The 14839-nt window shown below is 71.3% G+C and carries 9 protein-coding genes and 1 pseudogene; 1 reads left to right on the top strand and 9 read right to left on the bottom strand.

The genetic code is table 11. The annotated features are described in order from the left end of the window. Window positions 1–14: 14 nt before the first annotated feature. From OG331_RS46895 to OG331_RS46925, 7 genes and pseudogenes are all read right to left on the bottom strand, one after another. The gene (locus OG331_RS46895; protein WP_406209236.1) at window positions 15–1118 is read right to left on the bottom strand and encodes a peptidase M50; all 1104 of its coding nucleotides are present in this window, start codon (window positions 1116–1118) and stop codon (window positions 15–17) included. Further along, a complete protein-coding gene (locus tag OG331_RS46900; RefSeq protein ID WP_406209239.1) occupies window positions 1115–2170 on the bottom strand; it encodes a lantibiotic dehydratase C-terminal domain-containing protein in 1056 nt (351 codons plus the stop codon). Before OG331_RS46900 ends, OG331_RS46895 begins: the two co-directional genes overlap by 4 nt. Next, complete coding sequence (locus OG331_RS46905; protein WP_406209242.1) at window positions 2167–4872, bottom strand: lantibiotic dehydratase; 2706 nt, start codon at window positions 4870–4872, stop codon at window positions 2167–2169. The genes OG331_RS46900 and OG331_RS46905 overlap by 4 nt, the downstream gene beginning before the upstream one ends. Before the next feature lie 12 nt (window positions 4873–4884). Beyond that, window positions 4885–6468, bottom strand: a complete 1584-nt coding sequence (locus OG331_RS46910; RefSeq protein WP_406209245.1) for a nitroreductase family protein — start codon at window positions 6466–6468, stop codon at window positions 4885–4887. Between the two features lie 56 nt (window positions 6469–6524). After that, the gene (locus OG331_RS46915) at window positions 6525–8384 is read right to left on the bottom strand and encodes a TOMM precursor leader peptide-binding protein (protein ID WP_406210803.1); all 1860 of its coding nucleotides are present in this window, start codon (window positions 8382–8384) and stop codon (window positions 6525–6527) included. A 43-nt stretch (window positions 8385–8427) separates the two neighbouring features. Beyond that, complete coding sequence (locus OG331_RS46920) at window positions 8428–10611, bottom strand: TOMM precursor leader peptide-binding protein (protein WP_406209248.1); 2184 nt, start codon at window positions 10609–10611, stop codon at window positions 8428–8430. Between the two features lie 72 nt (window positions 10612–10683). Further along, window positions 10684–12587, bottom strand: a pseudogene (locus tag OG331_RS46925) (BTAD domain-containing putative transcriptional regulator). Window positions 12588–13411: 824 nt separating this feature from the next. Between OG331_RS46925 and OG331_RS46930 the strand changes: the two are divergent. Beyond that, a complete protein-coding gene (locus OG331_RS46930) occupies window positions 13412–13582 on the top strand; it encodes a hypothetical protein (RefSeq protein ID WP_406209250.1) in 171 nt (56 codons plus the stop codon). 152 nt (window positions 13583–13734) lie between these two features. On the opposite strand, the gene OG331_RS46935 is transcribed toward OG331_RS46930, so the two are convergent. Both OG331_RS46935 and OG331_RS46940 read right to left on the bottom strand, forming a co-directional pair. Continuing rightward, on the bottom strand, window positions 13735–14670 hold the full coding sequence (locus OG331_RS46935) for an anti-sigma factor RsbA family regulatory protein (RefSeq protein WP_406209252.1): 936 nt from the start codon (window positions 14668–14670) through the stop codon (window positions 13735–13737). Beyond that, complete coding sequence (locus OG331_RS46940) at window positions 14667–14831, bottom strand: hypothetical protein (RefSeq protein ID WP_406209255.1); 165 nt, start codon at window positions 14829–14831, stop codon at window positions 14667–14669. The genes OG331_RS46935 and OG331_RS46940 overlap by 4 nt, the downstream gene beginning before the upstream one ends. Between the last annotated feature and the right edge of the window lie 8 nt (window positions 14832–14839).

Here is a 14839-nt window from a genome sequence, read left to right on the forward strand (position 1 = left end):
TCGGAACAGGTCCGTCAGGGGGTGAGCAGGACAAACGCGGCCGTGGTCAGGCCGGCCGCGATCAGACAGACCAGAACGGACGAGCCGATCCCGTATGCCGTGTACAGGGCCCGCGCCCGGCGCGGGTAGGCGGCCGCGGCCCGCCGGTCGCGCAGGCGCAGTCTCAGGTAACGCCCGCTCTCCGGGGCGAGGTTGGACACACCCAGGGCATGACCGAGCATGGTGTACCCGTCGAGGGGCGGGAGTGGCACCAGGTTGACCAGTGCCTGAACGCTGCCCAGCAGAAGCAGTCCCGAAAGCACCCGGCGCGTCGGGTCGCCTGGCTCAAGTGCCGCCCACCAGGCGGCGAAGGGCAGCAGGAACAGCAGGTTCGCGAAGGCCCCGGCCACGCCGACCACCAGCGGGTGCCGACGGCTCGCGAGGAAGCGGTAGTTGTCGACCCGGCAGTACATGATCGCCACGGGCAGCCGCCAGCGCAGGCCGATCTCGCTCACCGTGCCGCCGTGGTGCCGGGCGGCCACGCCGTGCGCCAGCTCGTGACAGGCGGTGCTCAGCCACAGCAGGGTGAACACGCCCACCAGTGCCACCGGTTGCCGGAGCAGCCACCATGTGTCCCGTACGAGCGGGCCGGCGCCCGCGGCCAGGACGACCTCCATGACCAGGCAGAGCGTCAGCAGGGCGATCAGGACCGGCGGGCATAGGAGCGGGCGCAGGGCCCGGTGCAGTCGCCCGGTCGTCGCCCCGGCGTCGGCGACCAGTCGCAGGCTGCCCTTGTAGAGGTTGCCGGTGAAGGGCGAGGAAGGCGGGGCCGCGGGGACGTCGCGGGCGGGCGCTCCTTCGAGGAGCCGCTTGGTGCCCAACAGGCCCAGGAGCTGCTGCCAGTTGGCCTCACCGAGGCGTCGCCCGAAGGCGGCTGCGTATTCGGCGCCGATCTCCTCGAGGCTGCGGTCCCCGTCCAGCCGGGAGATCAGGAAGTACTCCTTCGGCCCCACCTCGAACGACGAGCCGTCCGCCGGATCCTTGATCAGGTGCACGGTGGCAGGACCGCGCAGCAGGGGCGCGCTGAGCAGGATGTCCGGCCGCAGCCGGGGCCGGTGTGTGAAGACGTCGGGTGTCATGAGAGGGACTCCGACGCGGCTCCGGTGCCCGAGCGCAGCACCCGGCCGAGGATGTGGGCGAGGTACGCCTCGTCGCGGATCGTCACATGCAGCCGGTTGTTGGTCATGTGCATGTATGGCGAGAGGAGCAGCGGCAGGGCGAGCGCCGGGTCGGTGACCTGCTCGTCGCGGGTGCCGTCCCAGGACCGGAAGACCAGGTCGCCCGCCTCGGCCAGCGCGATCGCCTTGTGCCGCAGCTCCAGGCAGTGCGCCGCCCAGCCGCGCAGAAACGCGGGCAGCCGGTCGAGCCGGTTCGCGGCGACGGCCCGGCGTATCTCGTCGAAGCGGCGGCCCAGCCGCGGCGCCATCTCGGCGTAGCTGCGGTCGTACTCCGAGGAACCGATGAACCCCGTGCCCGGGAACGCGCGGTGCCAGAAGTCGTAGTACCGCTCCAGATAATCGGCGAGGTCGTCCTCGTCGGGCAGGAAGCAGCTCGCCATCACCATCATCAACTGGGCCGAGGTGCCGAGCAGTACGGTCCTCAGGTGCAGGTTCATCGAGCCCAGTGCCCCGATGACCAGATCGCTGGAGTGGGCAAAGTGCCACTCCGCCAGCGCGACTCCGGCCGGCCCGCCGTACTTGCCGTACTCCGGCTCGTACGGCTCGTAGGAACGTGAGTTGTTCGGGCGCAGCCGCATCCGGCCGTCCTCGCCCATGAAATCCCCGCGATCGCGCTCCGGGAACTCGATCTCGAAGAGGGTGTTGTAGAACTCGTTGAGGAACCCCGAGTCGACCTCGTACAGCGCCGGACGGCTGCGCAGGAACGTGTCGACGGCTTCCTCGGCCCGGCGGCGCACCTCGGCCGTTGCCTCCTTGCTCGCCGGCCGCAGCCGGAGCCGCACGTGCGGGCCCTCCAGCCAGTAGTTGATGAAGAAGTGCCCGGCGAGCAGCCCGTCGCCGGTCAGGTCCCGGATCAGCGGGCCCACGCACTTCACCAGCAGGGGCTGCGGGTTGGCGGCGTAGAAGATGTGCATGGCCTGCCACTTGCCGGGGTCGGGGGTCGGGTCGGTCATGCGGGGCTCTCCTCGAAACGGCTGTGTGAGGTGAAGGTCTCGACCGACAGCTCGGCCACGTGGCCGCCACGTTCGGAGACGACGTGCAGGCCGCTCTCCGCCGGGAGCATCTCGCGCAGCTCGATCCGGTCGTCCGGCGACTTGACCAGTGCCTCGAAGGCGGTGAGCGACAGCGGGCTGTCGAAGTCGAGGTACTGCGGCTTGGCGCCCGCTCCGCCCCGGGGGCCGCTGGAGACGGTGACGAAGACGTGGCCGGGCAGCCCGTGCGTGCGGCGCCAGCGCCGCCAGGCCAGGAACACCTCGTCGTCCGGCGTGCCGGCCGGCCGGGTGGGCAGCGCCGCGGCGGTCGTGGACCAGCCGCGCCGGGCGAGCACGAGGTTGCCGTGCCGCACACGGGGCCGGCGGGTGACGCCCTCGTGCGCAGGGCCGTGCGGGACACCGGCCCAGACGTCGAGCGGGGCCATCGAGGTGGGCGACAGAAGAAGCAGTGTGCGCGGGGTCTCGGGGAGGGCGAGCGGCACCAGGTAGCCGAGGTACACCGGGATCACCTCACGGCCGAGCCGCTCGGAGCGCAGCAGCAGCCTGTCCTCGTCCTCGTCGTGTTCGAGGCGGAGATCCTCCAGGTGGATACGGCGGTCCTCGGGGACGCTGCTCGACTCGCCGGGGCAGACGATCTGGTACTCGGTCAGGCGTCCGTGCAGGTTGAGGTTGGTCGTCACAGGCCCGCCGGTCAGCTCGGCGAGCACGGCTCCGGGTGGCGTCAGCCGGGTGGCCTGCTCCCGGAGCGGTTCCGAGAGGCCGGGGCCGGACGGCTCGTCCCAGACGTGCGTGAACCGGCTGAACGGGAACGACAGTCCGCCGTAGGAGCGATTGAGCACCATCAGCGGCTCACCGCCCTCCGTGGTGAGCTGGAGGTGGTGGCTCTGCGGGGTGAACGGGGCCCGCAGGCCGTCCAGTTCGGCCGCCACCTCGTCGAGGTGCGCGTCGTCCAGCACGACGTCCGTATCCCCGGAGTGCCCGGCCCACAGCGCGCGCATCCGGTCGATGAACGTCCGTCGGGCCCGGTCCAGGGACTTGAGGTCGGCCAGACCGAGCCAGTTCTCCTCAGGTACGTACTCGCCTCGCGCGTCGAACGGGGACCGCTTGGCGGTGAAGGAGAGGTACTGGTCGAAGAAGTCCTCGTGGAAGTCGTGCACGAGACCGAGCAGGTCGTCGCAGCGGCCGCCCTTGCCGTACCGGGCCAGGAAGAACCCCTTGAACGTCACCCGCTGAGGCAGCGTCAGGTCGAAGGCCGGCAGGATCCGCTCCACCGAGCGCAGCGCGCCGCCGCCCGTGCCGGTCCAGGCGCCCAGCCCGCAGGACACGTCGACTCCGGCGTCGGCGTCCTCGTAGAGCAGGGTCTGCGGCAGGGACGGCTCCTCGATGCCCAGCAGCTTCTGAGCCTCGCCGAGACCGGCGCGCAGCCGGCGCAGCAGCCGCGCACGCCTGGCTGTGTCCGCGTGCGGGTAGGCGTCGATCAGCTCGGCCGCGGTGTTCAGCTCTCCGGCGAGGTCATGAGCCCACGGCCGGTCCAGTGCCCGCAGTGCGTCCTGGAAGGAGCGCAGCGGGTCGGCGGTGTGCACGTCGGTGTCCAGGCTCGGGACACGGATCATGCCGAGCTGGAGCAGCGCCGACACATACGTTTCGCACAGCAAGGCGTCGGCGTCGTACTCGGCGCGCAGCCAGTCGACCACCTCGCCGTAGCGCAGGTCCCGTTCGCTCAGCAGGGCGATGAGGCGGTCCAGTGTGCCGCTGCGGCGCAGGAAGAACAGCCGGTCCTTCACCGCGTCGAAGGTGACCGCCGCGTCGTCGTCGCCGGTCGTGACCCAGCGCCGCACGTACCGCACCCGCTGATCGTCGCCGCCCCACCCGGACGCGAGCCGCACCGGCAGATCGGCGCGCAGTGCGGGAGAGGCGAGGATCTGCTCCGCGAACCGCGCAAGGACCACGACGTTCAGCCGCACCCGCCCCCGCCACTCGGCGCGCAGCGCGATCGACGGGTCGTCGCCGTCGCCGAACGTGCCGAGGGCGACACCCGTGAACGTGCTGAACGGGCTGGTCTTGCAGGCCGTCCGGTACAGGTAGGACAGCACCGAACGCTCGATCTTCCGCAGCCGCTTGTCCGGCCGTTCACCCGCGCCGAGCCGCACATAGGACTCCAGCCGCCCTTCCAGCGTCGGTGACGCGAGCAACAGCCCGTGCCGCAGCCGGTCCTCGTCGAGCAGCGCCCGCAACACGCCCCGTGTTCCGGCGAGTTCATCGCCGAGCAGCGTGGCCCCCCGGCGGTGCAGCAGGTCGAGCGCCCGCCTGCTCTCCAGCCACTGCCCGGTCCGCTCGGCCACGGCCGGGTCCAGCGCCTCGATGAGGTCGAGTGCGGGCGGGTCGCCCTTGGGCAGGCGGTTGTTGAAGATGTCCCGGCGCAGCGCCAGCAGGTGCCGGCGGCGGCCGTCGCCGGGGAAGAGCCGGTCGGCGGCCGGGACGAGCGCGTGCAGTACGTCGCTCAGCTCCCGGCCCCGCTCCAGAAGCTCCTCCTCGGCGGCCAGCACCTCGTCGGCCCAGCGGGCGGTGTCGGGGCAGCGCAGGGCACGGACGGACTCGACGGGCAGCCCGGCGACCCGCAGGAGGAAGCGGTGCCCGGGCTGCCAGCTGGTTCTCGGTGTCACGGCGGCCCCCTGTCAGACGATGTCGGAGCGGAAGTCGGCAGGACACGGACGCTCGTTGCCGAGCAGCATGATCAGCAGCGGCGCCTCGCCGGCGTCCGCAAGCCCCAGCTCCTCGATGTACGAGATGTTGTCGAAGCCGAGCGCCACACCGGCGCCCAGCCCGAGGGCCGCCGAGGCGGTGTAGAAGCTCTGCGCGATCGCCCCGACGGTGGCGTTGACCAGCCGGTAGCCCCGGTCGCCGACCGCGTCCAGCACCGCCGTCGTCCGCATGGTCGGCACGATGACGGCGCCGGCCTGTTCGAGGTTGTAGTTGGACAGGAAGTAGGTGCGCTGCAGGAACGAGCCCGGCGCGCCGGGCGCCACCAGGTGCAGCGTGTGCGTGTCGGGCTCGTAGGCGTACGCGCCGGGCGTGACGCCGTCGACATGGTTGACGAACGCGTACAGCCGGGCCTGACGCGGGGTGCCGGCAGGCTCCGCGTCGCTGTCGAGCCGCGTCCCCGCGCAGGCCGCGAGCGTGGTGGCCAACTGCGTGGCCGTCACCGGGACCGTCGCGTCGAAGCGGCCGAAGCTGCTGCGCCGGGAGCGCAGGGCCGTACGGACGCCGACGTCCGGGAACCCCGCGGGAGGAAGGGCGACGGGGTCGGTGGTCGTGGCCGGCGGGGCGGGCGCGCTGGGCCGGAGCGCCTCGGGGCCGGGCCGGTCGGTGGCGTGCTCGGCGGTGGCACGGTGGATCCGGTGCAGGGTCTCGAAGTCGAGGACGGTCCGGGACCGCTCCTGGTCACGCCGACGGACGGCCGCGCCCGGCGTCCCTGGCGAGGTGCCCTCCGCCTCCGTACCGTCCCACAGCAGCGGAACGACCGCGAACAGCCCTTCCTCGTCCTCGCCCAGCCCCAGCAGCCGGGCCAGCTCCGCCTCGTCGAACCACAGCGCGGGGGCCACCCTCAGTCCGCGGGCACGCGCCCAGACGCGCCAGGTCTGGAGCAGCGCGCCCACGTCCATGCTCACGGCGTGGAAGGAGAAGCTGTTGTATTTGAACGCGTTCTGCCAGTACTTGACGCCGAGGACCAAGAACTGGTCCGTCGCCGCCCCGTACGATCCGAGCGCCGCGGCCACCTCCCCGCTCACGTCGCCGGCCAGCAGCCGCTGCATGGCGTGGCGAGGCGGTGAGTAGTAGTGCACGCCCGGCGTGAGCGGCCCCGACGGGCCGGAGATCCAGTAGATGCTCACCGGGTAGAGACCGCCGCCCGAGGCGGTGCCCCGGGACCAGTTGGCCTGCGTGTAGTGCGGGAGGGCACCGAGGTCGGTGTTGGCCTGGACTCCGAGACGGCGGCCGGTCAGGCCATAGGAGTCCAGCAGCATGCCGGAGAGCAGGGGCAGCGAGAAACGCCCCGCGTCCGGCATGTCGTCGGCCAGGAGGCCGGCCGTGACCGTGGCGTCGGCGGGGTAGGGCGCGTCGGGCAGCGGGAACGACTCGGCGCCCGGGTAGTACTTCGCCTTGCGCGGACGGTCCGCCCAGTCGGGCACGAAGTCAGCCGGCTCCATCGGGATCCGGCCCCGGTGCATGATGGCCGTCGCGTATTCATGGGCGTAGCCCATGGGACTCTCCTCTGCTGGGCGTGGAGGGTTGTGGGGGATGGGGAGATCGCGGGTCGTCAGGGGAAGGGGTGCGGAGCCGGATTGAGGTCGGCGGCCTCCAGATCCCGGTCGCGCAGGCCCGCCTCACGCAGAGCCGTACGCAGCCGCGGCATGCCGAGAGCCCGCTGGCGCGACCAGCCGAAGTCGATCGGGAGCAGGCCGGGTACGAGGACGCTGAACGTGCGCAGTCCCAGCCGTCGTTGTTCGGGCAGCGTCTGGTCCACGACGACGACGTCGAACCCGGCGCCGGTCACGGCGACGACACACCGTTCCAGGTCGTCCCGCAGATCGGGCGAGACGGGCGCTCCGGTCGCGTCCGGCCAGGCCAGATCGGAGACCGCGAGCTGTTTCGTGACCGTCCGGCCGCGCAGCAGGAAGTCGGCATGCGCGCCCATCTCGGGGATGCCGTAGACGAGCGGATGGTCGTGCAGGTCCGTCACCTGTGAGAAGTCTCCGGCCATGGCGCGCAGTCGGGCCTCGTCGCGCTCGGTCCGTCCCTGGAGGTTCACCGCGTCGGTGGCGATCTCGCACAGTGCCGCGTCCAGCGCGGACTCCGGGTCCAGACCGGCACCCGCGCCGAAGCACATCCGGCCCGGACCGCCGTCGACGCGTTCGGCGACGGCAGTGACGACGGGGATCGGGAACGTGACGCGGGTGTCGAAGAAGCGGGCCCGGTAGCCGTACATGGCCAGTCGGTCGACCATGTTCCGGGTGGCAGGGCGGGTGCTGGTCGCCGGGTCGATCTCGGGCAGGGACTGCCGCCCGTACCAGGTGAGCAGGAAGGCGTCCCGTTCGACGACCTCCATCAGTCCGAAGTAGACGGCCTCTTCGGCACAGCCGCCCGAGGCGCAGCCGTTGGAGCTCTCCTGCACGAACCGGTTCTCCAGCCCGGGCGCGTGATAGTACGTCAGGATCTCCGGCACCAGCCGGGGCGCCCGGTCCCGCAGCGACCAGCCCCATACCCAGGGGATCTCCCGATCGGGGGCGAAGGGCACGACGTGCGGGTTGTCGCGGTGGAAGGCCTCGGAGTACAGACCCACTTCGCGCGGATCAACGGCGTCGGCGCCGAACTCCGCCGGCGTCCCCGTCACCCGGGTCCGCTTGCCGCGCGCCCGCATGCCGGCGTACCGCTCCAGCCCCTCAAGAACGCCGATCCGCGCGCTGGCCCCGTAGGACGCCGCGTGCCCGCCCCAGAACGTCTCCCGCAGGTACTCCCCGGAGCGCATCGAGAAGCAGCCGATGGTCGCCGACGTCGACGTGGACGACACGTCCTGTACGAGGGACGGGCCGAGCGCGCCGCACACCGGGTTCGCGAAGGCCGCGATGTCGATGCCGTAGGCCTCGACAGGACGCAGTCGAAAGGACCCGGGCGTGTGCTTGGGCGCGGAGCCGAGCGAGACGACGGCACCCTCCGGCGTGTCGGCGACCGGCCGGGAACACGCCGGGCACTGCGGATCCGGCACCAGCGGATAGCCACGCACCGACAACGACTCCAGATCCAGCACCCGTACGTCCGGGAACGGCTCGCGCGCCGGGGCCGTGTGCGCCTGTGCCACGACCACGGCGAGCGCGTCGGCCGCGAACGGGACGGCGTAGGGCCACGCCCCCGACTCGTGGGCGGGACCGCCGAGTTCCAGTGCGTCACGCAGAGGCACGGAACGCACCGCCTGCCAGCGCCGGCCCAGACACCGCGGACAGGGCGAGTCGCCCATGGGGCCGACGATCGCGTGCCGCGCGTAGAGGTGCACCGGCACCGGCACCGGCTCGTGCGCGCCGTACTCTCCGGCGAAGGCGTCGTCGAACCCCAACGCGCGCACCGACACATCGATGTGGCCCTGCCCCTGTCGGTCGAGCGCCGCCCGCAGCAGGCCGGTCATGAGACGGACGGCACTCGGCACGCTGACCGCCGGAGCCGTCGTCTCAACCGACACGCCGGGCCTCCGACGTCAGTAGTACGCGCACGACGTGGATGCCGGCGCGTTCGAGGTCCGCGGAGCCGGTCGGTACGACGAGTGCGTCCCGGGCCTGTTCGCCGAGCCGGCGCAGTACGTCTGCCCAGGATGTGCCGGCGTCCGGGTCGGCGGTCACAGTGCCGATCACCGTCAGGGCGCGCGGGTCGAGATCGCTGAGCAAAGGATCCCCGAACGACGTGTCGTCGGCCGGCCCCTGCTGCTCCAGCTGAACCTGCCCCAGCAGCTCCCGCAGCGCCGCCACGGCCGCGGCCCGGTACGACAGCTCGGCCCCGACCGACCAGCGGGTACCGGCCCGGGCGAGGACGACCGACACGCCGGACCGCTCCCGCTCACCGAGGTCGAGCAACTCGGCCTCGACACCGAGGTTGCCGGCGGAGCGCATCAGGAAGGTGAGTTCGGGATCGGCGTCGGCGGGCACGGTCACGCCGGGCACGGCGGCACCTCGGACCGTCCGCCGGAGCGCGTCGTACGCGAGCGCCGACAGCATGCCCTGGGCGGCGGCGTCGGCCACGCTCGCACCGGCCCGCATCCCGGCGCTCGTGGCCTCGAAGAGCCGCTCCGGATGGCCGGCACCGAACGGGCGCACGGCCTCGCCCGGCACCAGGAACCGCTCCTTCGTGAGCAGCGAGACCGCCGCCTCCCACTCCCGTACGTCCGCCTCCGTGCCCCCGAGGCCGGTGGCGGTGGCCAGCTCGGCCGGGGCGAGGCGGACCGCGGGTGCCGGCGTGGTGGTGCGGGCGTGCGGGACGACGTGTTCGGCGTACGTCTCGGCGGCGCGGTGCAGGGCGCGCAGCCGGGCGCCGGCCACGTGGTGGACGTCGGCGGCGGCGATCCGCCGGGGGCGGCCGTGCCCCACGCCGAGTTCGACCACGCTGAGCTTCAGCGGGGTCTGGGTGATGTCCTCGTCGTCGTAGCGGCGGAAGACACCGGCGTGCGGCCGCAGCAGCACCGAGCGGCGGTTCAGCTCCGCCACCAGCTCGTCCGCCTCGCGGGCGGTGTCGACGGTGGGCAGCGCGAAAGCGTCGGTGTCCCCGGTCGCCAGATCCACCTCGGGCACCTCGGCGAGCGTGTCGTCGGCGCAGAACGGGCAGCGGGGATGCGGGAGCAGGGGCTCCGAGGCAACATCCAGCGACTCCGTGTCCTGCACGATCAGCTGCCCGGCCGTCTCGGCGGGCAACGCGCCGGTCGCCGACTTGAAGACCTCGAACCCGAGCAGGTTGCCGAGCATCGCGGACAGCGGACCGCCTGCAACCGGCGTGGTGGCCGGCAGGCCCAGCGCCAGCGCACTCCACACGTCGGCGGCCGGAGCGGAGGCCCCGTTGGCGCCGAGACGCAGCACCGCACACGCCCAACACCCTGTTGTCTGAGCCGACATGGCCGGTCCGGCGACCGATTGCCGCCCGAAGGACCAGGCCGGCAGGAGCGTGCGGCCCGCGGGCACGCCGGCCCGCAGCAGCGCAAGAATCACCCGCGGCGCGTCCGGCCCGCCGGTCACGACGACGACGTCGTACCCGTCCAGGCTGTCCCAGCTCACCGGCCCGTCCGCGAGGTCGCGGACCTCGACCGGGCAGCCCTCGGCCGCGGCGGCCGCCGCCTCCTGCGCGATTGCCTCGCGGTCGAGGTCGGGCAGTAGGCCGACGGCCGCGCCGCCGTTGCGGATCAGACTCAGCGCACACCAGCGGGCCACCAGGTCGGTGCCCACGACGGCCACGCGCGTGTCACGGAACCGCTGGAAGCGCCGCGCCGCGTCGTCGGCGTAGTGGTCGACATAGGCGATCTGCGCCTCGAACCGGCGGGCCACGCCGGCGGACGGCTCCGGCTCGGCGGACGCGTCCGCCGCGGGTCCGGACGGGACGTCACGCGCGAAGCCTCGCTCGTACAGCGTGCCGACAAGCTCGCCGACCATGGCGCGCTGCCGGTCGCCGAACCCCTCGCAGATCTCGGCGACCGTGTGCTCGCCGTCGAAGTGGGGCACGAGAAGCGTGGCGAACCGGTACGCCGACTTGGCCGTCAGCCGGAATCCGCCGTCGGCGTTGTGGAAGAGGACACCGTCGGGGGTCTGGGTGAACAGGACGTCACGGCGGATCCGGGGGCGCGTCGCGGCGACGGCGTCGTACCGTGCGGAAAGCATGCGGATGTCACCTCGGGTCGGAGGGGCGGTGGGGGCGGGGGACCGGGTGGTGCGGGGGGCAACGGGAGGCGGTCAGCCGGGAGTTCGGGCGGGCGCGGCGAGCTGACGCGCGTAGATCCTGAGCAGTTCGTGGATGCGGTACGGCTTGGGCGGGCCCTCCTCGACGAATCCGGCGTCCGCGAGCTGTTCGAGCACCTCGTCGGGCGGCGGCGAATCCGGGTTCCCGCCGCCCTCGAATTGCGCGGCGAGCAGCAGGAAGGCCTCACACAGATGGGGATCGAGCCGCCGCAGAGCGGCTTCGAAGACCTGGGGTACGGACATCAGCGGCTCGTCGGCGAGGGAGAGGCGTGCGGGCAGGTCCTTGGCCAGCCAGCTCACGCAGTCGGCGATGCCGAGGCCGGGCCGGGTCAGCAGACGGGCGGCGGCGATCCGCAGGCTGAGGGGGAAGTGCCCGCACATGCGGGCGAGTTCGCGCGCGGCGTCCGGTTCCTGTCCGACCCGCTCGGCGCCCAGGGTCGCGACCAGGAGGTCGTAGGACTCCTGCTCGCCGAGCGTATCGAGGCGATGCACGACGCCGCCGTGCGTGGCGACCAGGCCCGCGAGTCCGCGTCTGCTGGTCACGACGGCGGCACCTTCGGCGGGGGAGGGGAGCAGGGGCCGTATCCGCCCGGCGCTCGCCACATCGTCGAGGACGAGCAGCCGACGCCCCGGGCGGCTCGGGGAGGGGAGCCGCTCCATGGCCTCCGCCGTACTGAGCGCACTGCCGTCAGGGTCGGTCATGGCCAGGGTGAAGCAGCCGCCGGGAAAGGCGTCCTGAACCAGGTGGGCCGCCTGGAGCGCGAGGGCGGTCTTGCCGATGCCGGGGGCTCCGGAGATCACCACCAGGCCGGTCTGCGGATGATTGGCGGTCAACGCGCATTGAATCGCGGCGAGTTGGGTGGTGCGTCCGGTGAAGCAGGGGACGGGGGCGAGGGAGGGCACGGAGGTGACGGTGTGGCCGGGGGTGGTGTCTGCGGTTCGGGCGGACGTCGGGTCGTGCGCGGGGTCGTGTGCCTTGTCGTGAGCCGTGGAGGCGGCAGGCGGAAGGGCCGCGACAGCCGGTGCCTGTTCCTGTGCCGGAGTTTCGGCCGGCGCCCGACACGGCAGATCGGCCCTGGCGACCCCGCCCGGCAGTGCAGCCGGTCGCGTGGATGCCCGTGCCTCGATCGCGGGGAGGACCTTGGGGCCCGGGGCGGTGTCCAGCTCCTCGCACGGAGGATGGCCAACTCCAGCCGCTGGAGAGGCGCGCCCGGATCGATGCCGAACTCCTCCTTCAGCCGCTCCTTGACGGCCCGGATCTCCACAAGGGCTTCTGTCTGGCGGCCGGTTCGGTACAGCGCCTCGATCAACTGCTCAGCGAAACGTTCCCGCTCCGGGTGTCGTCGGGCCGCGTCCCACACGTCGGTCAGGACCTCGCGACATCGCCCGCGCGCCAGTTCGATGTCGCACAGCCGCTCCAGCGCCCTGAGCCGTTCCTCCGACAGTCGGGGTGCCTCGTCGCGGTGCAGCATGTGCGAGGAGACGTTGGCGAGTACGGGGCCCTGCCACAGGGCGAGGGCCTCGCGCAGTACGTACGACTCCGTCTCGGCGTCGCGGGCGGAGCCGGCCGACTGGACCAGGCCGCGGAAGCGGACGAGGTCGAGGGTCTCGTGGTCCATCCGCATCCGGTAACCGCCCGGTACGGCCTCGATGGTGTCGTTGGCTATCCCGTACTTCGCGAAGATCCTGCGCAGCCGCAGGACGCAGCTCTGCAGGGCGGCCCTGGCCGTGGCTGGGGGCTCGGTGTCCCAGACGGCGCGTAACAGATAGTCGGTCGAGACCACCGCGCCGGAGTGAATGAGCAGGGCGGCCAGGAGATTCGTGGGCTTGGAGGGCTGTAGGACGGCGGCGTGCTCACCGTCGGTGATACTCAGGAGCCCTAACAGCTGGAACCGCATCCTACTTATCGCTCCGTTGTGTCCTCTGGCGGTCCTGGCGCGCGGCTGATCGAGCTCGCTCCTGGGCCCGGCAAGAATACTGGTGCAAACGTCGGCGGCGTTGACGGATTAGGGGACGCGCGACGACCGGAAAGAAAGCCGTTTCTGTGGCAGCAATGTCCGGAAGCCTATTGCGTTGGCTTCCTTGCGTGTGCCAGCGGATACGTTAAGCCTGAGGTTGCGGCAAGTCGATCCCCTGGTTTAAGAATATTGCCCCGGTGTCGGAATTTCGGCTGTATTCCATGAACGTCTCACATGGGCCCTTTGTCGGCCCTGTGAGGATGATCAGGTCGGAACGCTTTCATAAACTCGCAGGTCAGTGTCGGTGAGGTGGCGGTTGTACGTCCCGCCGTGACGCTTCGTCGGGTCGGGCCCCGGTTGCGATCGCAAGGTGAACGGGCTTCTTCTTTCCGTGCGGAAGCGATTGTTCCGTCATTGGTTCAATCCAATTCGGCACGTTACCTGGGGTAACGTATAACTATACGCGCGAACGAATTCAGGGTCCCCGACTGTCATGTGAAGTGGACCGGTCGAATAAGGACGCCTGAATTCCTTCTGACCGTCCGGGTGCGCTTGCGGCACCCTTCAACTGTTGGGGTTGCATGGCCGATGTCACCCCACCCTGCCTCTGCTCGACAAGGTCCCCGCCGTCGCGGTGCCGACGGCCGACCACGACGGCGGTCCGCCTTCCGCATTGCGTACACCGACAAATCGCGGGCAGGCGGATGTTGAGGAACGAGTGAACAGCACGCGTTTCTTACGGCGGCGACGGAGGTGGATACGCCATGGGCGCGAAGGTGTTGGAGCGGTTTCCAGCGGGAGCTCCGCGTGGATCGTGGCCGGCGGAGGAGTGTGCGGCCCGGCTACGGGATGAGGGCGAGTCCGACGCGACCGTCGTCATGGACCTGCAGTCGGACGCGTTCCTTGTGGTCGTCGGGGACCGTGGCAAGGACTGACGTGCCGTAGGGCTTCACGCGACGTGGGCTTCGGTCGCGGTGGCGCGATCCATCCAGTCACCGAGGGGCCGCAGTTCCTTCCGCTCCTCCTGCCGTGCGTCGCTGTGGGCCTCCGGCCGGCAGCCGCGATCGTCCGATGGTGGACCCGTCCGCTAGGAGCCGATGCAGAACCGGATGACCGTGCCGTCAGCGTCAGTGTGCACACGCACGAGGTCTGCGACGCAATGCACCAGCAGTAGGCCCCTGCCTCCCCGCTGGTCACGAGCGGGCGGACGGCGCCCGACCAGCGGATCGCTCAGATACCCGCGGTCGCTGACCTCGCACACCACCTGAGCGTCCTGCGCCCACACTCGCACGGTGCCGGAACCGCCCCCATGTATGACGCTGTTGGTGGTGAGCTCGGCCACCGCCAGCGCCAGGTCTTCCAGACGCACTCCCTGCAGCCCGAGTTGTGCTGCGCACTCGACGGCGAAGTGCCGCGTGGCCGACAGCTCCCGTGCACCGAACTCCCGCGATTGGGCCGACGTGGGCACCGGCCCCAGCGGCTGGTTGTACAGCTCCACGATGTGCCCGGGGGCAAAGGACGGGCTCGGATGCTGGGATGGGCCGGAGACGATCAGCGGGTGGGTGGCATACGCGTCGGCGAGGACGCGTTCCTCGAGCCGGTCAGCGTCATAGGGACACAGGATGGTCGCTTCCCGGCCTTGAAAGGCGGGGTTGATCAGTGCCTCGTGCTGGGCGCAGGCCGGGTACTCCAGGCTGCTGCGGCCGGGCCAGATCGGCTCTCCGATGATCCGGACCCGCGTGGCTGGGTGGGCGTCAGTGAAGGCGCGGAGCACGTTCGGGATGATCCGCCCCGGGTTGCGGCCGGCTTCGGTCATGTCGATGAAGCGTACGGATCCTGCGTCAGCGCCCAGAGCTTCCTTGAGCATGGCCAAGTTCGGGCCCGGCACGGCGACCGCCACCGGCTCCCCGCCTTTGAGTCCATTGCGGATGAAGGGGACGGTCCCTTCGAGGTACTCCTGCTCACCCCGGTAGAACAGTGCTGGGTGCACGAAGGGTTCGGTGGCAGCCGATCCGGTCGTCATGACACCACCTCGATCCCGTGCAGCTTCGGCCACACCCCTGCAACGTCGGCGAAGTTCACTGCGGACAGGTCCAGATGACACTCCGGCGCATCGCTCCGAACGAGTCCGTCCAGCATCTGCTCCCCGTCTCGGTGCGTGGCCGGCGTGATCTCACTGGCCACCCGCCACC

The organism is Streptomyces sp. NBC_01017 (assembly GCF_045162795.1).
GTDB classification, from domain to species: domain Bacteria; phylum Actinomycetota; class Actinomycetes; order Streptomycetales; family Streptomycetaceae; genus Streptomyces; species Streptomyces machairae.

Coding starts and splice junctions, on each gene's coding strand:
- OG331_RS46930 (WP_406209250.1), top strand. CDS start 13,412: ATGGGCGCGAAGGTGTTGGAGCGGTTTCCAGCGGGAGCTCCGCGTGGA.
- OG331_RS46910 (WP_406209245.1), bottom strand. CDS start 6,468: ATGGGCTACGCCCATGAATACGCGACGGCCATCATGCACCGGGGCCGG.
- OG331_RS46915 (WP_406210803.1), bottom strand. CDS start 8,384: ATGACCGGCCTGCTGCGGGCGGCGCTCGACCGACAGGGGCAGGGCCAC.
- OG331_RS46935 (WP_406209252.1), bottom strand. CDS start 14,670: ATGACGACCGGATCGGCTGCCACCGAACCCTTCGTGCACCCAGCACTG.
- OG331_RS46920 (WP_406209248.1), bottom strand. CDS start 10,611: ATGCTTTCCGCACGGTACGACGCCGTCGCCGCGACGCGCCCCCGGATC.
- OG331_RS46900 (WP_406209239.1), bottom strand. CDS start 2,170: ATGACCGACCCGACCCCCGACCCCGGCAAGTGGCAGGCCATGCACATC.
- OG331_RS46895 (WP_406209236.1), bottom strand. CDS start 1,118: ATGACACCCGACGTCTTCACACACCGGCCCCGGCTGCGGCCGGACATC.